Here is a 19,024-nt window from a genome sequence, read left to right as displayed (position 1 = left end):
CATACAATATTAATACATGCAAGGAGGAAGTATTCAAATGGCTAACGGTATACTGATTGTTGACGACGCAGCTTTTATGAGAATGATGATTAAGGATGTATTATCCAAAAACGGTTTTGAAATCTGCGGTGAGGCGGAGAATGGAGCAAGAGCTATAGAAAAGTTTAAAGAGTTCAATCCAGACTTGGTTATAATGGATATTACTATGCCAGAAGTTGATGGAATACAGGCGGTTAAGGAAATCAAAAAAATGAATGGTGCAGCAAAGGTTATCATGTGCTCTGCAATGGGACAGCAAGCAATGGTAATAGAAGCCATACAGGCAGGAGCAAAGGATTTTATAGTTAAGCCCTTCCAGGCAGAAAGAATTATAGAAGCTGTTAAGAAGGTGCTGGGCTAATAAGGAGTAGGTAGTCAAATGATAGGTACAATTAGTAATGTAATGACTGTCGGCAGTACTATATACGGGGCGCTTTACTTTTTATTCATGACAGCTGTTATACTGGGTGCTGCGTATTATGTTACCAAATATTTAGCAAGAAAAGGTTTGAGCTCAGCTAATAATAAGAATCTCAAAATAGTCGAAACAATTCCTCTAGGAATTGATAAGAGCCTTTTGCTTGTTAAGGTTGGCGAGCAATATCTGCTGCTGGGAAATACTCAAAAGGAATTAACTATGCTTACAGCAGTTGATAAAGAAAAGCTGACACTCAGCAATGCAAGTGAAGTATATAACAATATGGACGGGGAAAGCATTGAGTCATACATGGACAAGCTGAAAACTGGAAATGAAAGCGAGGGTATGAACTCAATAAAGCGTAACCTGGACAAATTAAAATCTATTGTTAGAGGGAACAAAATAGATGTTTAAGAGAAAAAGTATTATAATAATTGCATTATTTATAGCCTTAATACTTCCAGCAGTGACCTTTAGTGCTTGGTGCGACCCGCTTCCAATACCTAAGATAGGATTGGATATTGAGGCTGCTGATAACCCGAAGGACGTCGCAATGAGTGTGCAGATAATGTTCATGTTGACAATACTGTCACTAGCACCGTCACTTCTAATAATGCTTACTTCTTTTACAAGGATTATAATTGTACTGTCCTTTACAAGAAATGCATTAGGTACTCAGCAGATGCCGCCAAACCAAGTTCTTATAGGTCTTGCACTATTCTTAACCTTCTTCATAATGTCACCGGTAATAACGGAAATAAATGAAACGGCTTTCAAGCCATATACAAATGGTGTGATTACTCAAGAAGTAGCTATAGAAAAGGCTGTTCAACCTGTTCGTACTTTTATGTTCAAATATACAAGAGAAAAAGACTTGGCGTTATTCCTGAAGCTGGGGCAGGTAAACCAGCCTTTAGCCAAGAGTGATATACCAACCTCTACGCTTATACCAGCATTTATTATAAGCGAGCTTAAAACAGCCTTTGAGATTGGTTTTTTCTTATATATACCGTTTTTAATGATTGATATGGTTGTGGCCAGTACTCTTATGTCAATGGGTATGATGATGCTGCCGCCTATCATGATATCAATGCCTTTTAAAATACTGCTTTTTGTAATGGTCGATGGCTGGAATCTAATAGTCAAATCTCTCATAATGGGATTTAAATAATTGAGGTGTTGTCCATGAATCAAGGTGTAGTAATTGATGTAGCACAAGAAGCAATTAAGGTGGTATTAATGATTTCAGCGCCAATATTGGGATTAGGACTTCTCGTTGGCCTTATAGTAAGCATAGTGCAGGCAACCACACAAATACAGGAGCCTACATTATCATTCATACCGAAAATAATAACAATTTCCTTGACCATGCTTATTTTCGGACCTTGGATGATGAACATTATGTATGAATTTACTGTAAAGCTATTTGAGAATATTCCTACATATATTAAATAGTTATGGATAGTATTAGTGTTATTTTAGTTGATAAATTCCTAATACTGCTTTTGGTTTTTGTGAGAATGTCATCGCTTTTTGTGATAACACCCGTATTTGGAAGAAGAGAAATGCCCTCATATTTAAAAATCGGTCTTGCATTCTTCTGCTCATACATACTGGTTCCTCTGCTTGGAGATGTCAAAGTAGAGTATACCAACTTACTAAGCTTTGCAGTTTTAGCATCTAAAGAATTTTTAGTCGGAATTATAATTGGTTATGTAAGTTTTTTAGTATTTTCAGCTCTTTATGTGGCAGGCCAAATAATTGATATACAGATAGGCTTCGGAATGGTAAATGTCCTGGATCCGACAATGAATACCCAGATTCCTATAACAGGAAACTTTATATATATACTGGCAACTTTGTTCTTCCTTGCTATAGATGGACATCATATGTTAATCTCAGCACTATTCAAGAGCTACAGTGTTTTGCCCATTAACGGCTTTGCGTTTACAGAAGCCATGTTAAACAACATTACAACAATTTTCACAGATGTATTTGTCATAGGGTTTAAAATCAGCATACCTGTTTTGGCAGCAGCCCTACTGGCAGAGGTTGCCCTGGGGATACTATCAAAGACAGTTCCACAGATGAATGTATTTGTGGTGGGTATTCCATTAAAGATAGGTATTGGACTTCTTACTCTATACGTAATGATTCCTATATTTGTACAGATTATGGCGGTGACCTTTGACAGGATGTATGGCTATATCTACTTAATAATAAGGAGTATGGCTAAAGGATGAGCTATTTAATTGATTTTAAGATAAACCTGCAGCTTTTCGGCGAAAAAACCGAGCCCGCAACAGCAAAGAGAAGGCACGAGATGCGGGAGAAGGGACAAATTCCGAGAAGTAAGGAATTGAATACTTCGTTGATATTGCTGATTTCATTCTGGAGTATGAAGCTGCTTTCAGGTTATATTTTCAAAGATATGATTTTTACAATGAAAAGCTATCTTAGTTTTCAAAAAGATATCGACTCCAGATTCACAACTGAAAATATAATGCAATTATTAATTCAGCTTATGCTTATTTTAGCTAAGGTTCTTGCACCGATTCTGATAATAATTGCTTTAGTCGCAATTATTGTTAACTACTTACAGGTAGGAGTTGTTTTTACAACGAAACCCTTAATGCCCAGTCTGAATAAAATGAACCCGATTGAGGGATTTAAGAAATTGTTTTCCAAGACAGCTTTTGTGGAGTTGGTAAAATCAATACTGAAAATAGGAATCATAGGCTATGTAGTATATGATTATTTGGATGATAATATCAAGATTGTACCTGAGCTTCTCAATATGAATATAGAAAGTACAAGTGTATTTATCGGAAACACTATTATAAATATTGGCATAAGAGCTGCTGTGGTGCTTCTCGTACTATCAGTTTTTGATTATGGCTATCAAATATGGGACTATGAAAAAAATATTAGAATGTCTAAGCAGGAAATTAAAGATGAATACAAAATGATAGAAGGTAATCCGCAAATCAAGTCAAAGATAAGAGAGAAGCAAAGACAGCTGTCTTTAAGAAGAATGATGGCAGAAGTCCCTAATGCGGATGTAATAATTACAAACCCGACCCACTTTGCAATTGCTGTCAAATATGATGCAAAAGCATCTGAAGCGCCAATGGTAATTGCAAAAGGCAAGGATCTTATTGCACAAAAGATAAAGGAAACAGCAAAACAAAATAAGGTTCCAGTTGTTGAAAACAAGCCTCTTGCTCAAGCATTGTATAAAAGCGTTGACATTGGCGAGAAAATTCCTAGTGAATTATACAAGGCTGTTGCTGAAGTGTTGGCATTTGTATATAGCTTGAGAGAAAAATAGAAGGAGACTAATATATGGGCAGATCTAGTGATATGGTAGCTATTGCAATAGTAGCTATAATAATGCTTATAGTAGTACCGGTGCCTACATTTTTACTGGATATACTGTTGACATTGAATATTTCATTGTCACTTGTAATATTTTTATTATCTATGTATATTAAGGAGCCGCTGCAGTTTTCTATATTTCCAACGATGCTGCTGATAACTACTCTGTTTCGCCTGTCATTAAACTTCTCAACCACAAGGCTGATACTGGGGACGGGCTATGCAGGAGAAGTTGTAAATGCCTTTGGCAACTTTGTCACAGGCAGCAATGCGATAGTCGGATTTATAATGTTTTTAATTCTTATAGTAGTGCAGTTCATGGTTATCACTAAGGGTTCAGAGAGGGTTGCTGAGGTTTCAGCAAGATTCACCCTCGATGCAATGCCTGGTAAGCAGATGGCTATAGATGCAGATTTGAACACCGGACTTATAAGTGAATTTGAAGCAAAGGACAGACGAAAAAAGATACAGAGGGAAGCTGATTTTTATGGAGCAATGGATGGAGCCAGCAAGTTTGTAAAGGGTGACGCAATAGCGGGTATAATAATTACTGTTATAAATATCACAGCCGGATTTGCTATTGGCATGCTTCAGATGGGCTTGGGTTTTTCAGAAGCTCTTTCAAAATTCACTATATTGACTATAGGAGATGGCTTGGTCAGTCAGATACCAGCACTGCTTATTTCAATAGCTGCAGGTATGGTTGTAACAAGGGCAGCTTCAGAGTCTAATCTTGGAACTGATATTATTTCACAGTTATTAGCGGAGCCAAAAGTGCTTTATATTACAGCTGGAACTCTATTCTTATTGGCATTTACAGGACTTCCGATGATACCAAATATTATCCTTGCATCTTTCCTGGCATTCATGGGCTACTCATTACAAAGAACAATAAAGAGCGCAGCGAAGGATGAGGAAATTAAAGCACAGGACATCGAAGTTGAAGAAATCAGAAAGCCAGAAAACGTAATGACACTACTACAGGTAGACCCTATAGAGCTTGAGTTTGGATATGGAATAATACCCCTGGCTGACGCCAGTCAAGGCGGAGATTTGTTGGACAGGGTAGTAATGATTAGAAGACAATGTGCTCTGGACTTGGGAGTAATCGTTCCTGTTATAAGGCTCAGAGATAATATACAGCTCAGACCTAATGAATATGTAATTAAAATAAAAGGCATAGAAGTAGCAAGCGGCGAGCTGATGTTTGATAATTTCCTGGCGATGAACCCAGGTACTGCCGATGGCGAACTTGAAGGAATAAAGACTACCGAGCCGGCCTTCGGATTACCTGCTGTTTGGATTAATGAAAATCAGAAGGAGAGAGCTGAGATGATGGGTTATACAGTGGTGGATCCACCTTCTGTAATTGCCACACATCTTACCGAGATCATTAAGAACTATGCTCACGAGCTGCTTGGAAGGCAGGATGTTCAAAAGCTCATAGACAATATTAAGGAAAGCTATCCTGCACTGGTAGATGACGTCATACCAAAGATGCTCAGCATCGGAGATGTTCAAAAGGTTCTGGCAAATCTGCTTAAGGAAGGTGTTTCCATAAGGGATATGGTGACAATAATGGAGACACTTGCAGATTATGCACCAATGACGAAAGATACTGACATGCTTACGGAATATGTAAGACAATCAATGAAAAGAAATATTACTAAACGCTTTATATTTGACAAACAGGCAAAAGTAATAACATTGGATGCAGGTTTGGAACAAATAATAATGGACTCGGTGCAGCAGACAGAATATGGTTCTTTTCTTAATTTAGATCCCAGTTCAGCACAGAGGATAATCAATAATCTGCTTAAAGAGGTGCAGAAACTGAATTCAATAGGAGAGCAGCCGATCATACTGGCATCTCCCGTAGTCAGACTCTATTTTAAGAGGATGATAGATCAGGTTGCCCCAGGACTCGTAGTGTTGTCATATAACGAATTGGATACATCAGTTGAGGTACAATCAGTAGGGGTGGTGAGTATATAGTGAAAGTAAAAAGATATGTGGGAGAAACAGCTCAGGAGGCATTGCAAAAAGTAAAATCGGACCTGGGCAGAGACGCAATAATATTAAATACCAGAAAGATCAGAAAGCAGGGCTTGATGGGTTTCTTTTCGAAGCCGCTTGTTGAAGTTGTTGCAACCATCGACAGTGATATTTCATCAGGTGCCAAGCAGAACAAAGCTCAAGATATAAGGCCTTCAGCGCAGCATATTAAAGAGGAGTACAATAACAATAGTGCAAGCAGCTTTATAAGCGAGCTTAATGCAAATATGCAGGTTCAGAAGAATGTGCCAAGGGAGAGCATCAAGCAGCAAACACATAACGATGACAAAGAGCTGCTGCAGCAGGATTTTATGGAGCTCAAAAACATGCTCAACAAGGTTTATGATGCTGTAAAGGTAGATTATGAAAATACTAGACTGTCTGATATAGTGAAGAAATATTTAAAGGCTCTGGAAGATTATGAAGTTGATAAGGTAATCGTCAATGAGATAAAAGAGAAGCTTATTGAGACTTTGGACAGCGAGAAACAACAAAGCGAGGCCATTGTGAGGAACACCATCTATAATATATTAAGCAAGTATATGAAGGAGCCCGAACCATTTTCCTTCACTAAGGACAAAAAGGTAATAATTGTAATAGGTCCAACTGGGGTCGGAAAGACAACTACCCTTGCCAAGCTAGCGGCAAACATGGTTTTGACAGAGAAAAAGAAGGTTGCTCTTATAACCTCTGATACATACAGAATAGCAGCGGTTGAACAGCTTAAGACGTACAGCGAGATAATCGGGGTTCCTTTATCCATAATATATACACCGGCAGAAATTCTTAATGCTATAGAGACTTACAGCAATAAGGATTTGATACTTGTTGATACTGCAGGCAGAAGCCATAAGGATAAATATCAGCTTATGGAATTGAAGACTCTTATAAAATCCAGTATTGACTATGAAGTGTACCTGGTAATGAGTGCCACGACAAAATTTTCAGACTGCATAGAGATAATAAAGAGCTACAGTTTTCTAGATGATTACAAGCTGCTTTTTACTAAGCTGGATGAGACATCCGCCTTTGGCGTAATCCTAAATGTTGCTTACATTACAAAAAAGCCTATTTCATATATCACTACCGGACAAAGCGTGCCTGATGACATTGAAATTGCAGATAATAGCAAGATAATAAATTGTTTGTTGGGAGATAAGTTATATGAAAGATCAAGCTGAGAGACTAAGAGAGATAATTAGCAGCATTAAGGATTATAAAGATGATGAGAAAAGCACAGGCAGCTTGACTGATAAACCGGGATCAAGAGTAATTACGATAACCAGCGGTAAAGGCGGTGTAGGAAAGACAAATTTTACCGTTAACCTGGGTATAAAATTTGCACAAATGGGTCTCAGAGTAGTGATAATAGATGCTGACCTTGGTTTGTCAAATGTAGATGTAGTAATGGGCAAAATGTCCAAATACAATTTATCTGATGTAATAAACAGCAACAAGGATATACTTGAGATACTTGAGGAGGGTCCAAACGGAGTAAAATTCATTTCGGGAGGATCGGGAGTTCAAGAGCTGGTAAAGCTTAACAAAACTCAGCTGGTAGATTTACTGATGAAGCTTGGAAAGCTTGATGAGGAAGCTGATATAATACTAATAGACACTGGAGCAGGGCTGTCGGATAATGTCATAAGCTTTGTGCATGCGGCCAGAGAGGTCATACTGGTGACTACGCCCGAACCTACATCAATAACAGATGCATATGCTCTGATAAAAACAATTACACATAAAGACAAAATGAAGATAATTAAGGTTGTAGTAAATAGGGCTGATAATGCTGCTGAAGCCTTCAACATATTGGATAAGCTTAATGTTGTAACTCAGAAATTCCTTGGTGTTAAGCTGCAGAAGCTGGGTTACATTCTGAATGATGCTAATGTAACAAAAGCAGTGAAGATCCAGCAGCCCTTTGTAATAAGTTTCAGCAGAAGCGAAGCTTCAAAGAATCTGAATGACATAGCTCTAACGCTTATGGATAATAAAGAGCTAAGCACAAATTCGGCGTCCGGAATAAAAGTATTCATAAACAAGCTCACCAACTTATTTAATTAGCTCATACGAATTTCTTCAAAAGTTTTATAATGATTACAGCATATAAACGCAAGTATGAGCAAATGGAACATATACTTGTACTATTTACTTCTTAAGGAGAATCGGTATGTTTGACTTGAAGAAATATTTCACAGTTGGAGAAAAAATTCTAATGGAATATATAGATGCAAGCGGGCACCTGCATGGATACACAAGTCAGGTGATTGAGCTTCATAATAATGATTATTTAGATGTGTTAATACCTATACATAAGAATCAAGATATTTACCTGAAACAAGATACTATGTTAAAGCTAGTAGTATCATCAAAGGGTGAAGCCGTGTATGAGCTTAGAGCTGTTCTACATGAAAGGCTTTTCGGTAAAATACCGCTTTATAGGCTGAAATTGCTTACGGAAATAAACAAGATACAAAGGAGAGATTTCTACAGGCTAAAGCTTATGAAAGATGTTGAAGCTGCGCAAGTAGAAGACCTTAAGGCAAGAAAGTATAGTGAAAAATTCAGATGCAATCTGCATGATATCAGCGCTGGAGGACTTCATCTCAGTTCTGTTAAAGAGCTGCAGGAAAAGGATATGCTTGAAATTACGCTCAATTTGAATGGCAAGAAGCTGATAGTATTTGGAATAGTCGTTCGTAGAACTCTCACTGGAAATTCCAGAGCACCATATGGTTATGGTGTAAGATTTGACAGGATGAGTGATTTTGAAAGAAATGAGGTTTCCAAATATATATTTGAGGAACAGCGCAGGCTGATAAAGAAAGGGTTAGTATAAATATGGTTACCTCTGCAGATAAAAAAATTAGAGTACTTATAATAGATGATTCAGCATTTATGAGAAGAATAATCTCTGATATGCTGAATAGTGATGGAAATATTGAAGTAGCAGCTACAGCAAGAAATGGCAAGGAAGGTATGGAGAAGGCAATAGCCGTGAAGCCGGATATAATTACGCTAGATGTTGAAATGCCTGTTATGAATGGTCTGGAGACACTGGCTGAGCTTATGAAGCTAAGACCTGTACCAAAGATAATAATGCTTTCAAGCTTAACATATGAGGGCGGTGAAGCCACAATAAAGGCTCTTGAGCTTGGAGCTCTGGATTTTGTTGCAAAACCTACCGCCTCAATACTTAACTTTGATGCAGAGCATATAAAGGATGAGCTTACAAAGAAGATAAATTCCATAGGAAAGTCAACAGGAGGATATTTCCCTCAGACACAGTTCAAGGGCATTCTTCCTGTAATAAAAAAAAACACTGCAGCAAGAGTCGGTTCAAAAGAAAGCTTAAAATATCTGATTGCGATAGGCACCTCCACTGGGGGGCCAAGGGCACTTCAGGAGGTACTTACGAAACTCCCTGAGGATATTCCTGCAGCAGTGCTGGTAGTGCAGCATATGCCCCCAGGCTTTACAAAATCACTGTCAGCAAGGTTGGATAGTTTATCACATATAAATGTCAAAGAAGCCGAAGAGGGTGATGTACTAAAGCCAGGTTGGGCTTACATAGCTCCAGGTGATTACCATATGGTGGTTAATAAAGTACTTAATGATGAATATAAAATATCTATAAATAAGGAATCTCCAGTAACTGGACATAGACCATCAGTAAATGTTATGATGAATTCAGTGGCAGAATGTGGGCATAAGGACATCATAGCTGTAATGATGACGGGTATGGGAAGTGACGGTAGTGAGGGCATATTAAAGATTAAAAAAGCTGGGGGAAAAACCGTAGCGCAGGATGAGAATACCTGCGTAGTATACGGAATGCCAAAATCAGCAGTAAACATTGGCGCTATCGATACTATAGCTCCTTTACATAATATAACTGCAGAAATATTAAAAAACATGGGGGTGTAATACTATGGACATGAATCAATATATGGAAATTTTCATAGAAGAATCGCAGGAGCATTTGCAGTTGCTGAATCAGAGCTTGCTAGGCCTAGAAACAAACCCGAAGGATATGAAAATACTAAATGAAATATTCAGGGTAGCGCATACACTAAAAGGTATGGCAGGAACAATGGGCTATACAGGGATTACAAGCCTCACTCATCGAATGGAAGATGTACTGGATGCCATTAGAAATAGCAAGGTTGATGTAAATACCTCAATTGTAGATATTTTGTTTGAGTGTCTTGACTATTTGGATAATTCTATTGGCACAATCTCCAGCACCGGGCAAGAAGGCAGCAATAAGGCAGATGCCATTATTGCAAGTCTTAATGGGATACTTTTGAAAAAACCAGCAGAAGAAGTGAAGAAGGTTGAGGCTGCTCCTGGCAAACAGGATGAATTGATGAAGCTGAATCAATACGATGAAAACATAGTAAGAAAAGCAACACAACAGGGTATGGGGGTTTATAAAGTTAGAGTGATGCTTGCAAGTGACTGCATGCTGAAATCTGCCAGAGCCTTTATTGTTTTTCAGACTGTAGAGAGATATGCTGAGATATTCAAAGCAGTACCAAAGGTTGAGGATATTGAAGACGAAAAATTTGATAATGAATTTACAATAGCAATTGTTACAAAAGAACCTGAAGCTTTAATAAAGAAAGAATTGGAATCTATCTCAGAAATAATTGAGGCAAGATTTGAAAAAATCGAAGTAGCTGCTGAAGCAGAGAGTAATCAGAATATTGAGCTTGATTCTGCAGTGGAAAAAGATACACCAGCGACTTCGGGGGATGAAAAAGAAAATAATGAAGAGACAGCCGGCAAAAAGGCCAAAATGGGCAAAACAGTAAGGGTGGATATTGACAGGCTGGACAACCTTATGAACCTTGTAAGCGAGCTTATAATTATAAAAACAAGACTTGAAGGCGTCGGCAATGATTCAAAGAATCAAGATATGACAGAAGCAGTAGAATATCTGGAAAGAATCACTACCAGCCTGCATGATGCAGTTATGAAGGTAAGAATGGTACCGATAGAAAGAGTATTCAATAGGTTCCCCAGAATGGTAAGAGACTTGTCCAAAGATCTTTCAAAGGATATAACCCTCAATATGTCGGGTGAAGAGACAGAACTGGACAGAACAGTTATAGATGAAATCGGCGATCCTCTTATACACTTGATTAGAAACGCCATAGACCATGGAATTGAAGAGAGGGAAGAAAGAGTCAAAGTCAACAAGACAGCCACCGGAATAGTTAATCTTAGGGCTTACCAGGATGGAAACAGTGTAGTTATTGAAGTTGAAGATGATGGAAAAGGCATAGATGTAGAGAAAGTGAAGAAAAAGGCAATAGAAAGAGGACTTATTTCAGTGAACGAAGCCAGTGAACTGGATGAGAAAGATGCTATTGAACTGCTGTTCAGACCTGGTTTCAGCACTGCAGATAAGATTTCTGACCTCTCAGGCAGAGGAGTTGGACTTGATGTTGTTAAGACAAAGATAGAATCCCTTAACGGTATAGTAGAAGTAGAAAACTCAAAGGGAAAAGGAAGCAAGTTCATAATAAGACTGCCTCTCACTCTTGCTATCATTCAGGCGCTTCTTGTTACAATCGGTGATGAGAAGTATGCATTACCACTAAATGTAATTAGAGATATTACAACTATAAACGCATCAACCATAAGGAACGTACATGGGCAGGATGTTGTACTGAACAGAAACAGCGTAATACCGATTGTAAGACTGGGAAGGATGCTGGAGGTCGCTAATGTTAATAGTGATGCAAGTGAAGAACTTACCGCTGTTGTTGTGAAAAAAGGCGATAAGAATGCAGCATTCATTGTGGACAGCTTGATCGGACAGCAGGAAATAGTAATAAAGACCTTGGGCAAATTCTTGTCAGGTATCAAATTTATAGCAGGCGCAACCATCCTAGGCGATGGACAGGTAGCATTAATCGTTGATACAAATTCTTTGGTATAAGGGGGTGCACACAATGGAAACGGCAGCATATATAAAGCAATACGTTGTATTTAGATTGGAAAATGAGGAATATGGAATCGATATCTTAAGAGTTAAAGAAATCAAGGAAATGATGAGTATAACCAGAGTTCCCAAAGCAGCACATTTTGTACGCGGCGTAATAAATCTCAGAGGTGAAGTCATTCCTGTAATTGAACTTCGAAAAAAATTCAACCTTTCTGAGGGTGCTGAAAATAACAGTACTAGAATCATAATAGTTTCAGTTGATGACATTACTGTTGGGTTAGTTGTCGACACTTCCTCCGAGGTAATAGATATAAGCAGTGAAGCTATAGAAGAAGCACCGGATGGAGTTGGAAGCGTAGACCAAGGGAATATTTATGGTATAGGTAAAGTCGGACAAAGACTCATCATATTGTTGGATATAGTGAAAATAGTTACCAACTCCGCAGTATAAAAAAGGGAATCTATCCTATTCGTTAGAGAAAAGGACGTGATGTAATGGGTATATCAATTGACGATTTAAACAGTCTTCAAATTGATGTCTTAAGGGAGATAGGGAATATTGGAGCAGGCAATGCCGCTACGGCTTTATCCAAAATGATATCCAAAAGAATCGATATGGACGTTCCAAAGGTCAATATCCTAGAGTTTAAAAATGTTTCTGAGCTGGTAGGCGGACCTGAAGTCGAGGTAATAGGCATTTACTTCAAAGTAACCGGCGATATAACTGGGAGCATAATGTTTTTGCTTGACAAAAAATCTGCTAAACTACTGACAAGTTTACTTATGGGCAAACCGGATGATGATGGAGAATTGGATGAGATGGATTTTTCTGCATTGCAGGAAGTCGGCAATATTTTAGCGGGTTCTTACTTGTCTTCATTATCGACTTTAACAAATCTGAAGCTTATCGTATCAATACCTTCCCTGGCAATGGATATGGCGGGAGCAATTTTGAGCGTACCTGTCATACTCTTTGGACAGGTTGGGGATAAGGTTATGCTTATTGAAACTGACTTTAATGAGGGTACAAATCATGTAAAAGGAAACTTTTTCTTGATTCCAGATGAGGATTCATTCGAAATTTTACTTAAGAGTTTGGGAGTAATTTAAAATGGCTGAGTTAATTAAAGTTGGAATGGCAGATCTTAATACTGCATATAGTCCCGGGATACTCACTACACTTGGACTTGGTTCCTGTGTCGGGATTTGTCTTTATGATCCATCTACAAAGATTTCAGGACTGGCACATATAATGCTCCCAAGCAGCGCACAAATAAAGAATAACAGCAACATAGCAAAGTTTGCAGACACTGGAATAATAAAGCTTATTGAAGATATGATCAAAATGGGTGCAAAAAGAAGCAAGCTAGTAAGTAAAATAGCTGGGGGCTCTCAAATGTTCAATTTCAATGATGCAAGTGACATCATGAGGATAGGTGCAAGAAATGTAACAGCTACAAAAGAGACCTTGAAGTCACTCAATGTTCCTATAATTGCAGAGGACACTGGGGGGAATTATGGACGTACTATTGAATTATATTCAGAGACTGGTATATTATTAATAAAAACAATAGGTTATGGAATGAAACAGATATAATAATGCAAAGTATAGCATGTATGTTGTGAAGTATTTATCATAACAAAGCAGTAGAAGCATCTGCATTTGTGTTATCAAAAATGTACTTTTCACAAAACATACTGGCATTGTCCCTCCGGCGACAAAGCCTTAATCAAGGGATATATTTCGTACGAAATATATTGAATGGAGTTTTCTGAGATGAATATCACCGATAACATGCCAATAATAATAGTACTTACTGCACTATTGATAAATATTGCAATCGGAGTTAGCAGCAACATAAATTTTTCTGCACTTATGATTAGATGTATTGTTGTAACTATAGTATTCGGTATATTCGGTTATATGGTTACGAAAACAGTTAAAAATGCTGTAGAATGCAGCAACCTAGGCAAGACCACCCGTGATAAGGATGGAAGAACAGCAGAATTAGAAGAAAACCACAATGTTAACAAATCTATGTTGGATATAAAGGTACCTCCTCTAGACGATGAAGAATTTATGAGCATGGATGATGGCGATGACAATGAATTTGTTGAAGTAAATCCTGTTTATATGGGCGAGTACGATCAGAATGAACAGGACTAACAATACACACTACGGAGGTATATCATGGATCTTATCAATCTATGGGAAACATATTCCAAAACAAAGGATGCAGGTATACGCGAAGAGCTTATACTTAAATATACATATCTGGTTAAGTTTGTAGCAGGCAGGCTGTATGCAAGCTATGGAAGCAACGTTGAATTCGACGACCTCGTAAGCTATGGCATATTTGGCTTGATTGATGCTATCGATAAATATGACTTTTCCAGGGGAGTAAAGTTTGATACCTATGCCCAACTAAGGATCAGAGGCGCTATTATAGACCAACTCAGAGCTATAGATTGGCTTCCCCGATCTGTAAGACAAAAATCAAAAGAAATTGAAAAAGCATATTATGAGATGGAGAACAAGCTTGGCAGACCTGCTAACGATGAGGAAATGGCAGATAGCTTCGGATTATCAATAGAGGATTTTCAGAAGAAGATACAGAATATAACAACATACTCAATAGTATCGTTGGATGATTTACTTGAACAGAAGAGAGATGTAACCAGCAGCGAAGAGGATAAACAGATAGAGACACCTGAGAGTGTGGTTGAAAATATCGAAGTTACAGAAATACTGACAGATGCTATCAGCACATTGCCTGAAAAAGAGAAAAAGGTAGTATCACTCTATTATTATGATGAGCTTACATATAAAGAGATAGGAAAGCTTCTCAATATATCAGAGTCGAGAGTATCGCAGCTGCATACTAAAGCAATTATAAGGCTTAAGAACAGATTCAAAATCGCATTTGAATGATGGGATGGTGTTTTTATGGGGAATGAGTATATTATTCTTGAGGGTAAGGATTATGACAAGTTAATAGCAGAAGGTATGCAACGCCTTAAAGTTAACAAAGCTGAGCTTCATATCGAAGTGCTCGAAAGCAAGAAAAATCTATTTTCCTCATACTATAAAATCAAGTTTTCGTTAGGAGAGCAGAAGACTCTTGCGGTTATCGAGAATAGTATTGACAACATCCTTAATGAGAGTCAAAAGGCGAAGGACAAGCATATTGATTTTGAGTTCAGAGAAGATGGAGTATATATTAAAATAGAATCGGGAGTTACGATGGTAGACATTGTAACTAAAATTGACCTGCGCAGAATTCAGAGTGTAGACTTGACTAAAATCAAACAGTCAGTAGAAGTCGGAGGTCATGATAGCTGGATAAAGATAGCTGAACCCCAAAATCAGAGAATGATAGACAGTGAATGCTTAGTCAAGCTGTCAAATGACAACATGCAGGCTTTTATTACTTTAACCAAGCCTATTGGGGGAGCGGAAATAACAGAGAAAGCAATATACGAAGCACTTAAGCTTAATGGTGTTGTATTTAATATAAAGGACAGTGAAATAAAGAACGCAGTTGCTTTAAAAGCATATGACAGAGAAATACTTATAGCAGAAGGTATTGTACCTTATGCGGGGCAGGATGCAGTACTTTCATATTATTTTGACATGTCAAGCGAAAGATCAATTAATATCGACAAGGACGGAAAGATTGACTATCATGAATTATCTTTAATAAAAAATGTAAAGATTGGACAGAAGCTGGTAACCTTGACGCCGCAGACAGCGGGAATACCGGGTAAAAATGTAAAAGGTGTCGAGGTTGCAGGCAAAGACGGACGGAAGCTTGTATTACCGAGAGGAAAGAATGTTGAAGTAAGTAAAGATGGACTCGAGCTCACCGCTACAGTCGATGGCGAGGTTAAAGTTCTGGATGGAAAAGTAAACGTATTCTCGGTATATGAAGTAAAACATAATGTAGATAATTCTACAGGGAATATAAGGTTTAATGGCAAGGTTGTCGTAATGGGCAATGTACTCACAGGCTTTGTAATTGAGGCTGAAGGGGATGTTGAAGTATATGGAGTCGTAGAAGGAGCGCTTATAAAATCTAACGGCAACATAATACTCCATAGAGGCATACAGGGAATGAACAAGGGAGAGCTTTTCTGCGAAGGAGATCTCATTGCAAAGTTCATGGAAAACTGTAAGGTTGAAGTTAAGGGAAATATACAGAGTGATGCAATAATGCACAGCCAGATTATTTGTGGAAGAAAGCTGGAATCAAACGGCAGGAAAGGCCTGCTGGTTGGAGGTACCTTTAAGGTAGGAGAAGAGATCAAAGCAAAGGTTATAGGGTCTCCGATGGCCACCATAACTGAGCTGGAGGTTGGCATTAATCCTGACATGAGAAAGAAATATGAGGAGATAAAGACCGAGACAAAGCAGATTGCTGAAAATTTGGATAAGACAACCAAAGCAGTTGATCTTCTTACAAAGATGAGCAAGAATACAGAGCTGCCTCTTGATAAGAAGCTCCTTTTGGCAAAGTCTGTTCAGTTGAAGCTGCAGCTCCAGCAGAAGCTTGAAAAGATCCTTTGTGAACAGAATGAACTCGAAGTTTATTTTGAGGAGCTTTCAAGAGGCAAGATAAAGGTTTATGACATAATTTACCCTGGCAGCAGGATAATAATCGGAAGTAGCATGATGTATATTAAAGACTCAATAAAATTTGTTTCGTTCTATAGAGCGAATGCTGAGATAAAAATGGGTTCCTACGACGATGTGTAAATAATTTATGGGGGAGTGATTGTCATGACTATAAGGCCTGTTGACCTGCAGACAATGATACCCAAGCTTCCAGAATTGCAGAAAGCGAGAAATATAGAAAGCGAACAAGAAAAGAGCAATCTTAATATCAACATTCATAAAGAACAGCAGCAGCAAGAAAAAAATACGAAGCAAGTAATCGAAACAAAAAAAGCCCAAGGGAAAAAAGTGGACAGGGAAGGACAACAAAAAGAGAAACAGAGCGGCCACGAAAAAGAACGCAGGGATGGGCAGCCTGGAGAGAAAGATGTACAGCTAAAAGAATCCAAGGGAAGATCTTTGACTAAAATTGATATAAGAATATAAATGGGGTGCTCTCATGATAAACTATGTGCTAATGGGATTTGGAATATTTGCTGTTTTAGCCACCATAACACTCATTTTCCTGGATAAATTAAAGGGCGAGGATATTTATTTCAACATTGACGTAAAGGAACAGGAAATAAAAAAAGTAATTGAAGATGCTGATGAAATAATATCCGAACTGAATTATACTTCTGAAATGGTAGTAAAGGAAATTGAAGAAAAGCTGAAAAGTCTTAGAGAAGAACAGAGAAATCTTGCCAATGCTGCCATAAATAATGCTGTTATTGAGAAGAAGGAGAATGTAGCACCATTTTCTCCCATTATCGCTGTAAACAAGAAAAAGAAGATAACAAATGATGATGTGGATAAGGATAAAGGTTTTGAGGAAAAGCTCAACCCAAAACAGCAGACAGTATTTGACTATGCTTCACAGGGCATGAGTATAACTGACATTGCCAAACAGATGAGCATAGGACAGGGAGAGGTAATGCTGATACTATCCTTGAAGAATGAGGTAGAATAATGGGATACTATAACCTTAAGAATATAACTCTGGGCATAGGAATAGGCTTGATATTTTCATCAATGGTAAATATAAACTTAAGCAGTAGAGAGCTGACAGTAGAAGAAATAAAAAGGGAAGCAGCAAAGCACAGCCTTACTGTACTTACCAATGAAGAGATATATCAAACACCAGCGTCTCCTACTATAACACCGTCTCCTACTGGAACACCAACACCTACGCCAACGCCAGCTCCAGCAAAAATAACACCAACTCCTACACCAGCTAAACAAGCAGCATCAGGAAAAATAACAATAAATGTTAAGGGCGGGATGAGCTCTGAAGGCATTGCAGACCTTCTTAAGGAAAGTGGTCTCATAAAAGATACAAAGGCCTTCTTAAAGAGGCTTGAAGAGGTAAAAAAGGATGATAAGCTGAAGATTGGCAATTTCGAAATACCCAAAAATTCAGGCTATGATGATATAATAAAAATATTAACGAAATAAAGTTCTAGGCTTAGCCTGGAATTTTTCAATTTACAGGGAAATTGAAGTATAAATTTTCACAAGATAATAAAACTATAAGGGATATTGTTGGCATTCGTATAGAGGATTGGTTGCGAGTTACGAGTTACGAGTTGCGAGCATTTTAGTAGGGCTTCGAAGAATCACCCTAATATACGCGTAACGCGAAACCCGAAACGCGTAACAAATTTGTATTGCCAATAAATTTGTTATATGGTAAACTATTTAAGGTAAAAACACACATGATTTGATTCTTTGCGGGGTGCTCTAAGAGTCCATAAAGAATATGACGATCGTGGAGGAAAAAACCATAGGAGGTAATTTTAATGTCAGTGATTTCAATGAAACAGCTCTTAGAAGCTGGCGTACACTTCGGACACCAGACAAGAAGATGGAACCCGAAGATGGCAGAGTACATTTTTACGGAGAGGAATGGCATTTACATCATCGATCTTCAGAAAACAGTAAAGAAGGTTGATGAAGCATATAACTTCATAAAAGAAGTATCTGCTTCAGGTAAGGACATACTTTTCGTAGGAACAAAGAAACAGGCACAGGAGTCAATCGAGTCAGAAGCTCTCAGAGCAAACATGTACTATGTTAATCAGAGATGGCTGGGCGGAATGCTCACTAACTTCAAGACAATCAGGAAAAGAATCGAAAGATTGAATCAACTTGAGAAAATGCAAGAAGACGGAACTTTCGAGGTTCTTCCAAAGAAAGAAGTTATTAAGCTTAGAGGCGAAATGGAAAAACTCGAGAAGAACCTGGGCGGTATCAAGAACATGAATGGTGCTCCAGGAGCGCTCTTTGTCGTTGACCCAAGGAAGGAAAAAATAGCAATACAGGAAGCACACATTCTTGGTATTCCGATAGTTGCAATAGTTGATACTAATTGTGACCCTGAGGAAATTGACTATCCAATACCTGGTAACGACGATGCTATAAGAGCCGTAAAACTTCTTACTTCAAAAATTGCAGATGCTGTTATTGAAGCTAGACAGGGCGAACAGCTTGCTGAGTAACTGCTTGGTAAGTATTTAAAGGC

General features: G+C 38.1%; 22 protein-coding genes. All 22 read left to right on the top strand.

Translation table 11 applies throughout. The features are described 5' to 3' along the window. Positions 1–37: 37 nt before the first annotated feature. The 22 genes from VEB00_08455 (at position 38) to rpsB (ending at position 19,001) form a co-directional block, all read left to right on the top strand. Positions 38–400, top strand: coding sequence for a response regulator (locus tag VEB00_08455; GenBank protein HYF83043.1), 363 nt, complete (start codon positions 38–40; stop codon positions 398–400). A gap of 18 nt (positions 401–418) precedes the next feature. Next, entirely contained in the window at positions 419–871 is a 453-nt protein-coding gene (gene fliO / locus VEB00_08450) for a flagellar biosynthetic protein FliO (GenBank protein HYF83042.1), read from the top strand. Further along, positions 864–1,628: a flagellar type III secretion system pore protein FliP gene (gene fliP / locus VEB00_08445; GenBank protein ID HYF83041.1), complete on the top strand. Its 765-nt coding sequence runs from the start codon at positions 864–866 to the stop codon at positions 1,626–1,628. The genes fliO and fliP overlap by 8 nt, the downstream gene beginning before the upstream one ends. A 14-nt stretch (positions 1,629–1,642) precedes the next feature. Next, positions 1,643–1,912, top strand: coding sequence for a flagellar biosynthesis protein FliQ (fliQ, locus tag VEB00_08440; protein ID HYF83040.1), 270 nt, complete (start codon positions 1,643–1,645; stop codon positions 1,910–1,912). Between the two features lie 2 nt (positions 1,913–1,914). Continuing rightward, complete coding sequence (fliR, locus tag VEB00_08435; GenBank protein HYF83039.1) at positions 1,915–2,700, top strand: flagellar biosynthetic protein FliR; 786 nt, start codon at positions 1,915–1,917, stop codon at positions 2,698–2,700. Next, a complete protein-coding gene (gene flhB / locus VEB00_08430; protein HYF83038.1) occupies positions 2,697–3,788 on the top strand; it encodes a flagellar biosynthesis protein FlhB in 1,092 nt (363 codons plus the stop codon). The genes fliR and flhB overlap by 4 nt, the downstream gene beginning before the upstream one ends. Positions 3,789–3,802: 14 nt before the next feature. Further along, positions 3,803–5,830 (top strand): flagellar biosynthesis protein FlhA, encoded by a 2,028-nt coding sequence (gene flhA / locus VEB00_08425; GenBank protein HYF83037.1) that lies wholly within the window; start codon positions 3,803–3,805, stop codon positions 5,828–5,830. After that, complete coding sequence (gene flhF, locus VEB00_08420) at positions 5,830–7,071, top strand: flagellar biosynthesis protein FlhF (GenBank protein HYF83036.1); 1,242 nt, start codon at positions 5,830–5,832, stop codon at positions 7,069–7,071. The genes flhA and flhF overlap by 1 nt, the downstream gene beginning before the upstream one ends. After that, entirely contained in the window at positions 7,055–7,957 is a 903-nt protein-coding gene (locus tag VEB00_08415) for a MinD/ParA family protein (protein HYF83035.1), read from the top strand. The genes flhF and VEB00_08415 overlap by 17 nt, the downstream gene beginning before the upstream one ends. Positions 7,958–8,063: 106 nt before the next feature. Next, complete coding sequence (locus VEB00_08410) at positions 8,064–8,732, top strand: PilZ domain-containing protein (GenBank protein ID HYF83034.1); 669 nt, start codon at positions 8,064–8,066, stop codon at positions 8,730–8,732. A 2-nt stretch (positions 8,733–8,734) separates the two neighbouring features. Then, positions 8,735–9,820, top strand: a complete 1,086-nt coding sequence (locus VEB00_08405; protein HYF83033.1) for a chemotaxis response regulator protein-glutamate methylesterase — start codon at positions 8,735–8,737, stop codon at positions 9,818–9,820. A gap of 4 nt (positions 9,821–9,824) precedes the next feature. Further along, complete coding sequence (locus tag VEB00_08400) at positions 9,825–11,843, top strand: chemotaxis protein CheA (protein ID HYF83032.1); 2,019 nt, start codon at positions 9,825–9,827, stop codon at positions 11,841–11,843. A gap of 13 nt (positions 11,844–11,856) precedes the next feature. Further along, positions 11,857–12,300 (top strand): chemotaxis protein CheW, encoded by a 444-nt coding sequence (locus VEB00_08395; protein ID HYF83031.1) that lies wholly within the window; start codon positions 11,857–11,859, stop codon positions 12,298–12,300. A gap of 44 nt (positions 12,301–12,344) precedes the next feature. After that, a complete protein-coding gene (locus VEB00_08390; protein HYF83030.1) occupies positions 12,345–12,959 on the top strand; it encodes a chemotaxis protein CheC in 615 nt (204 codons plus the stop codon). Between the two features lies 1 nt (position 12,960). Continuing rightward, on the top strand, positions 12,961–13,446 hold the full coding sequence (locus VEB00_08385) for a chemotaxis protein CheD (protein HYF83029.1): 486 nt from the start codon (positions 12,961–12,963) through the stop codon (positions 13,444–13,446). Positions 13,447–13,626: 180 nt separating this feature from the next. Continuing rightward, positions 13,627–14,016: a hypothetical protein gene (locus VEB00_08380; protein HYF83028.1), complete on the top strand. Its 390-nt coding sequence runs from the start codon at positions 13,627–13,629 to the stop codon at positions 14,014–14,016. Positions 14,017–14,040: 24 nt separating this feature from the next. Beyond that, a complete protein-coding gene (locus tag VEB00_08375; GenBank protein ID HYF83027.1) occupies positions 14,041–14,781 on the top strand; it encodes a FliA/WhiG family RNA polymerase sigma factor in 741 nt (246 codons plus the stop codon). Positions 14,782–14,796: 15 nt separating this feature from the next. Continuing rightward, positions 14,797–16,605, top strand: coding sequence for a FapA family protein (locus VEB00_08370; protein HYF83026.1), 1,809 nt, complete (start codon positions 14,797–14,799; stop codon positions 16,603–16,605). Between the two features lie 24 nt (positions 16,606–16,629). Continuing rightward, positions 16,630–16,950, top strand: coding sequence for a hypothetical protein (locus VEB00_08365; protein ID HYF83025.1), 321 nt, complete (start codon positions 16,630–16,632; stop codon positions 16,948–16,950). Between the two features lie 13 nt (positions 16,951–16,963). Continuing rightward, positions 16,964–17,473 carry a hypothetical protein gene (locus VEB00_08360; protein HYF83024.1) on the top strand — a complete coding sequence of 170 codons (510 nt, stop codon included), beginning with the start codon at positions 16,964–16,966 and terminating at the stop codon, positions 17,471–17,473. Beyond that, positions 17,473–17,958, top strand: coding sequence for a hypothetical protein (locus VEB00_08355; GenBank protein ID HYF83023.1), 486 nt, complete (start codon positions 17,473–17,475; stop codon positions 17,956–17,958). The genes VEB00_08360 and VEB00_08355 overlap by 1 nt, the downstream gene beginning before the upstream one ends. A gap of 344 nt (positions 17,959–18,302) precedes the next feature. Next, on the top strand, positions 18,303–19,001 hold the full coding sequence (rpsB, locus tag VEB00_08350; protein ID HYF83022.1) for a 30S ribosomal protein S2: 699 nt from the start codon (positions 18,303–18,305) through the stop codon (positions 18,999–19,001). The last annotated feature ends 23 nt before the right edge of the window (positions 19,002–19,024 follow it).

It is taken from the genome of Clostridia bacterium, assembly GCA_035628995.1.
Taxonomy (GTDB): Bacteria; Bacillota; Clostridia; order Lutisporales; family Lutisporaceae; genus BRH-c25.
Note: the sequence above shows the minus strand (reverse complement) of the source record. Positions and strands in the feature narration are given on the sequence as shown.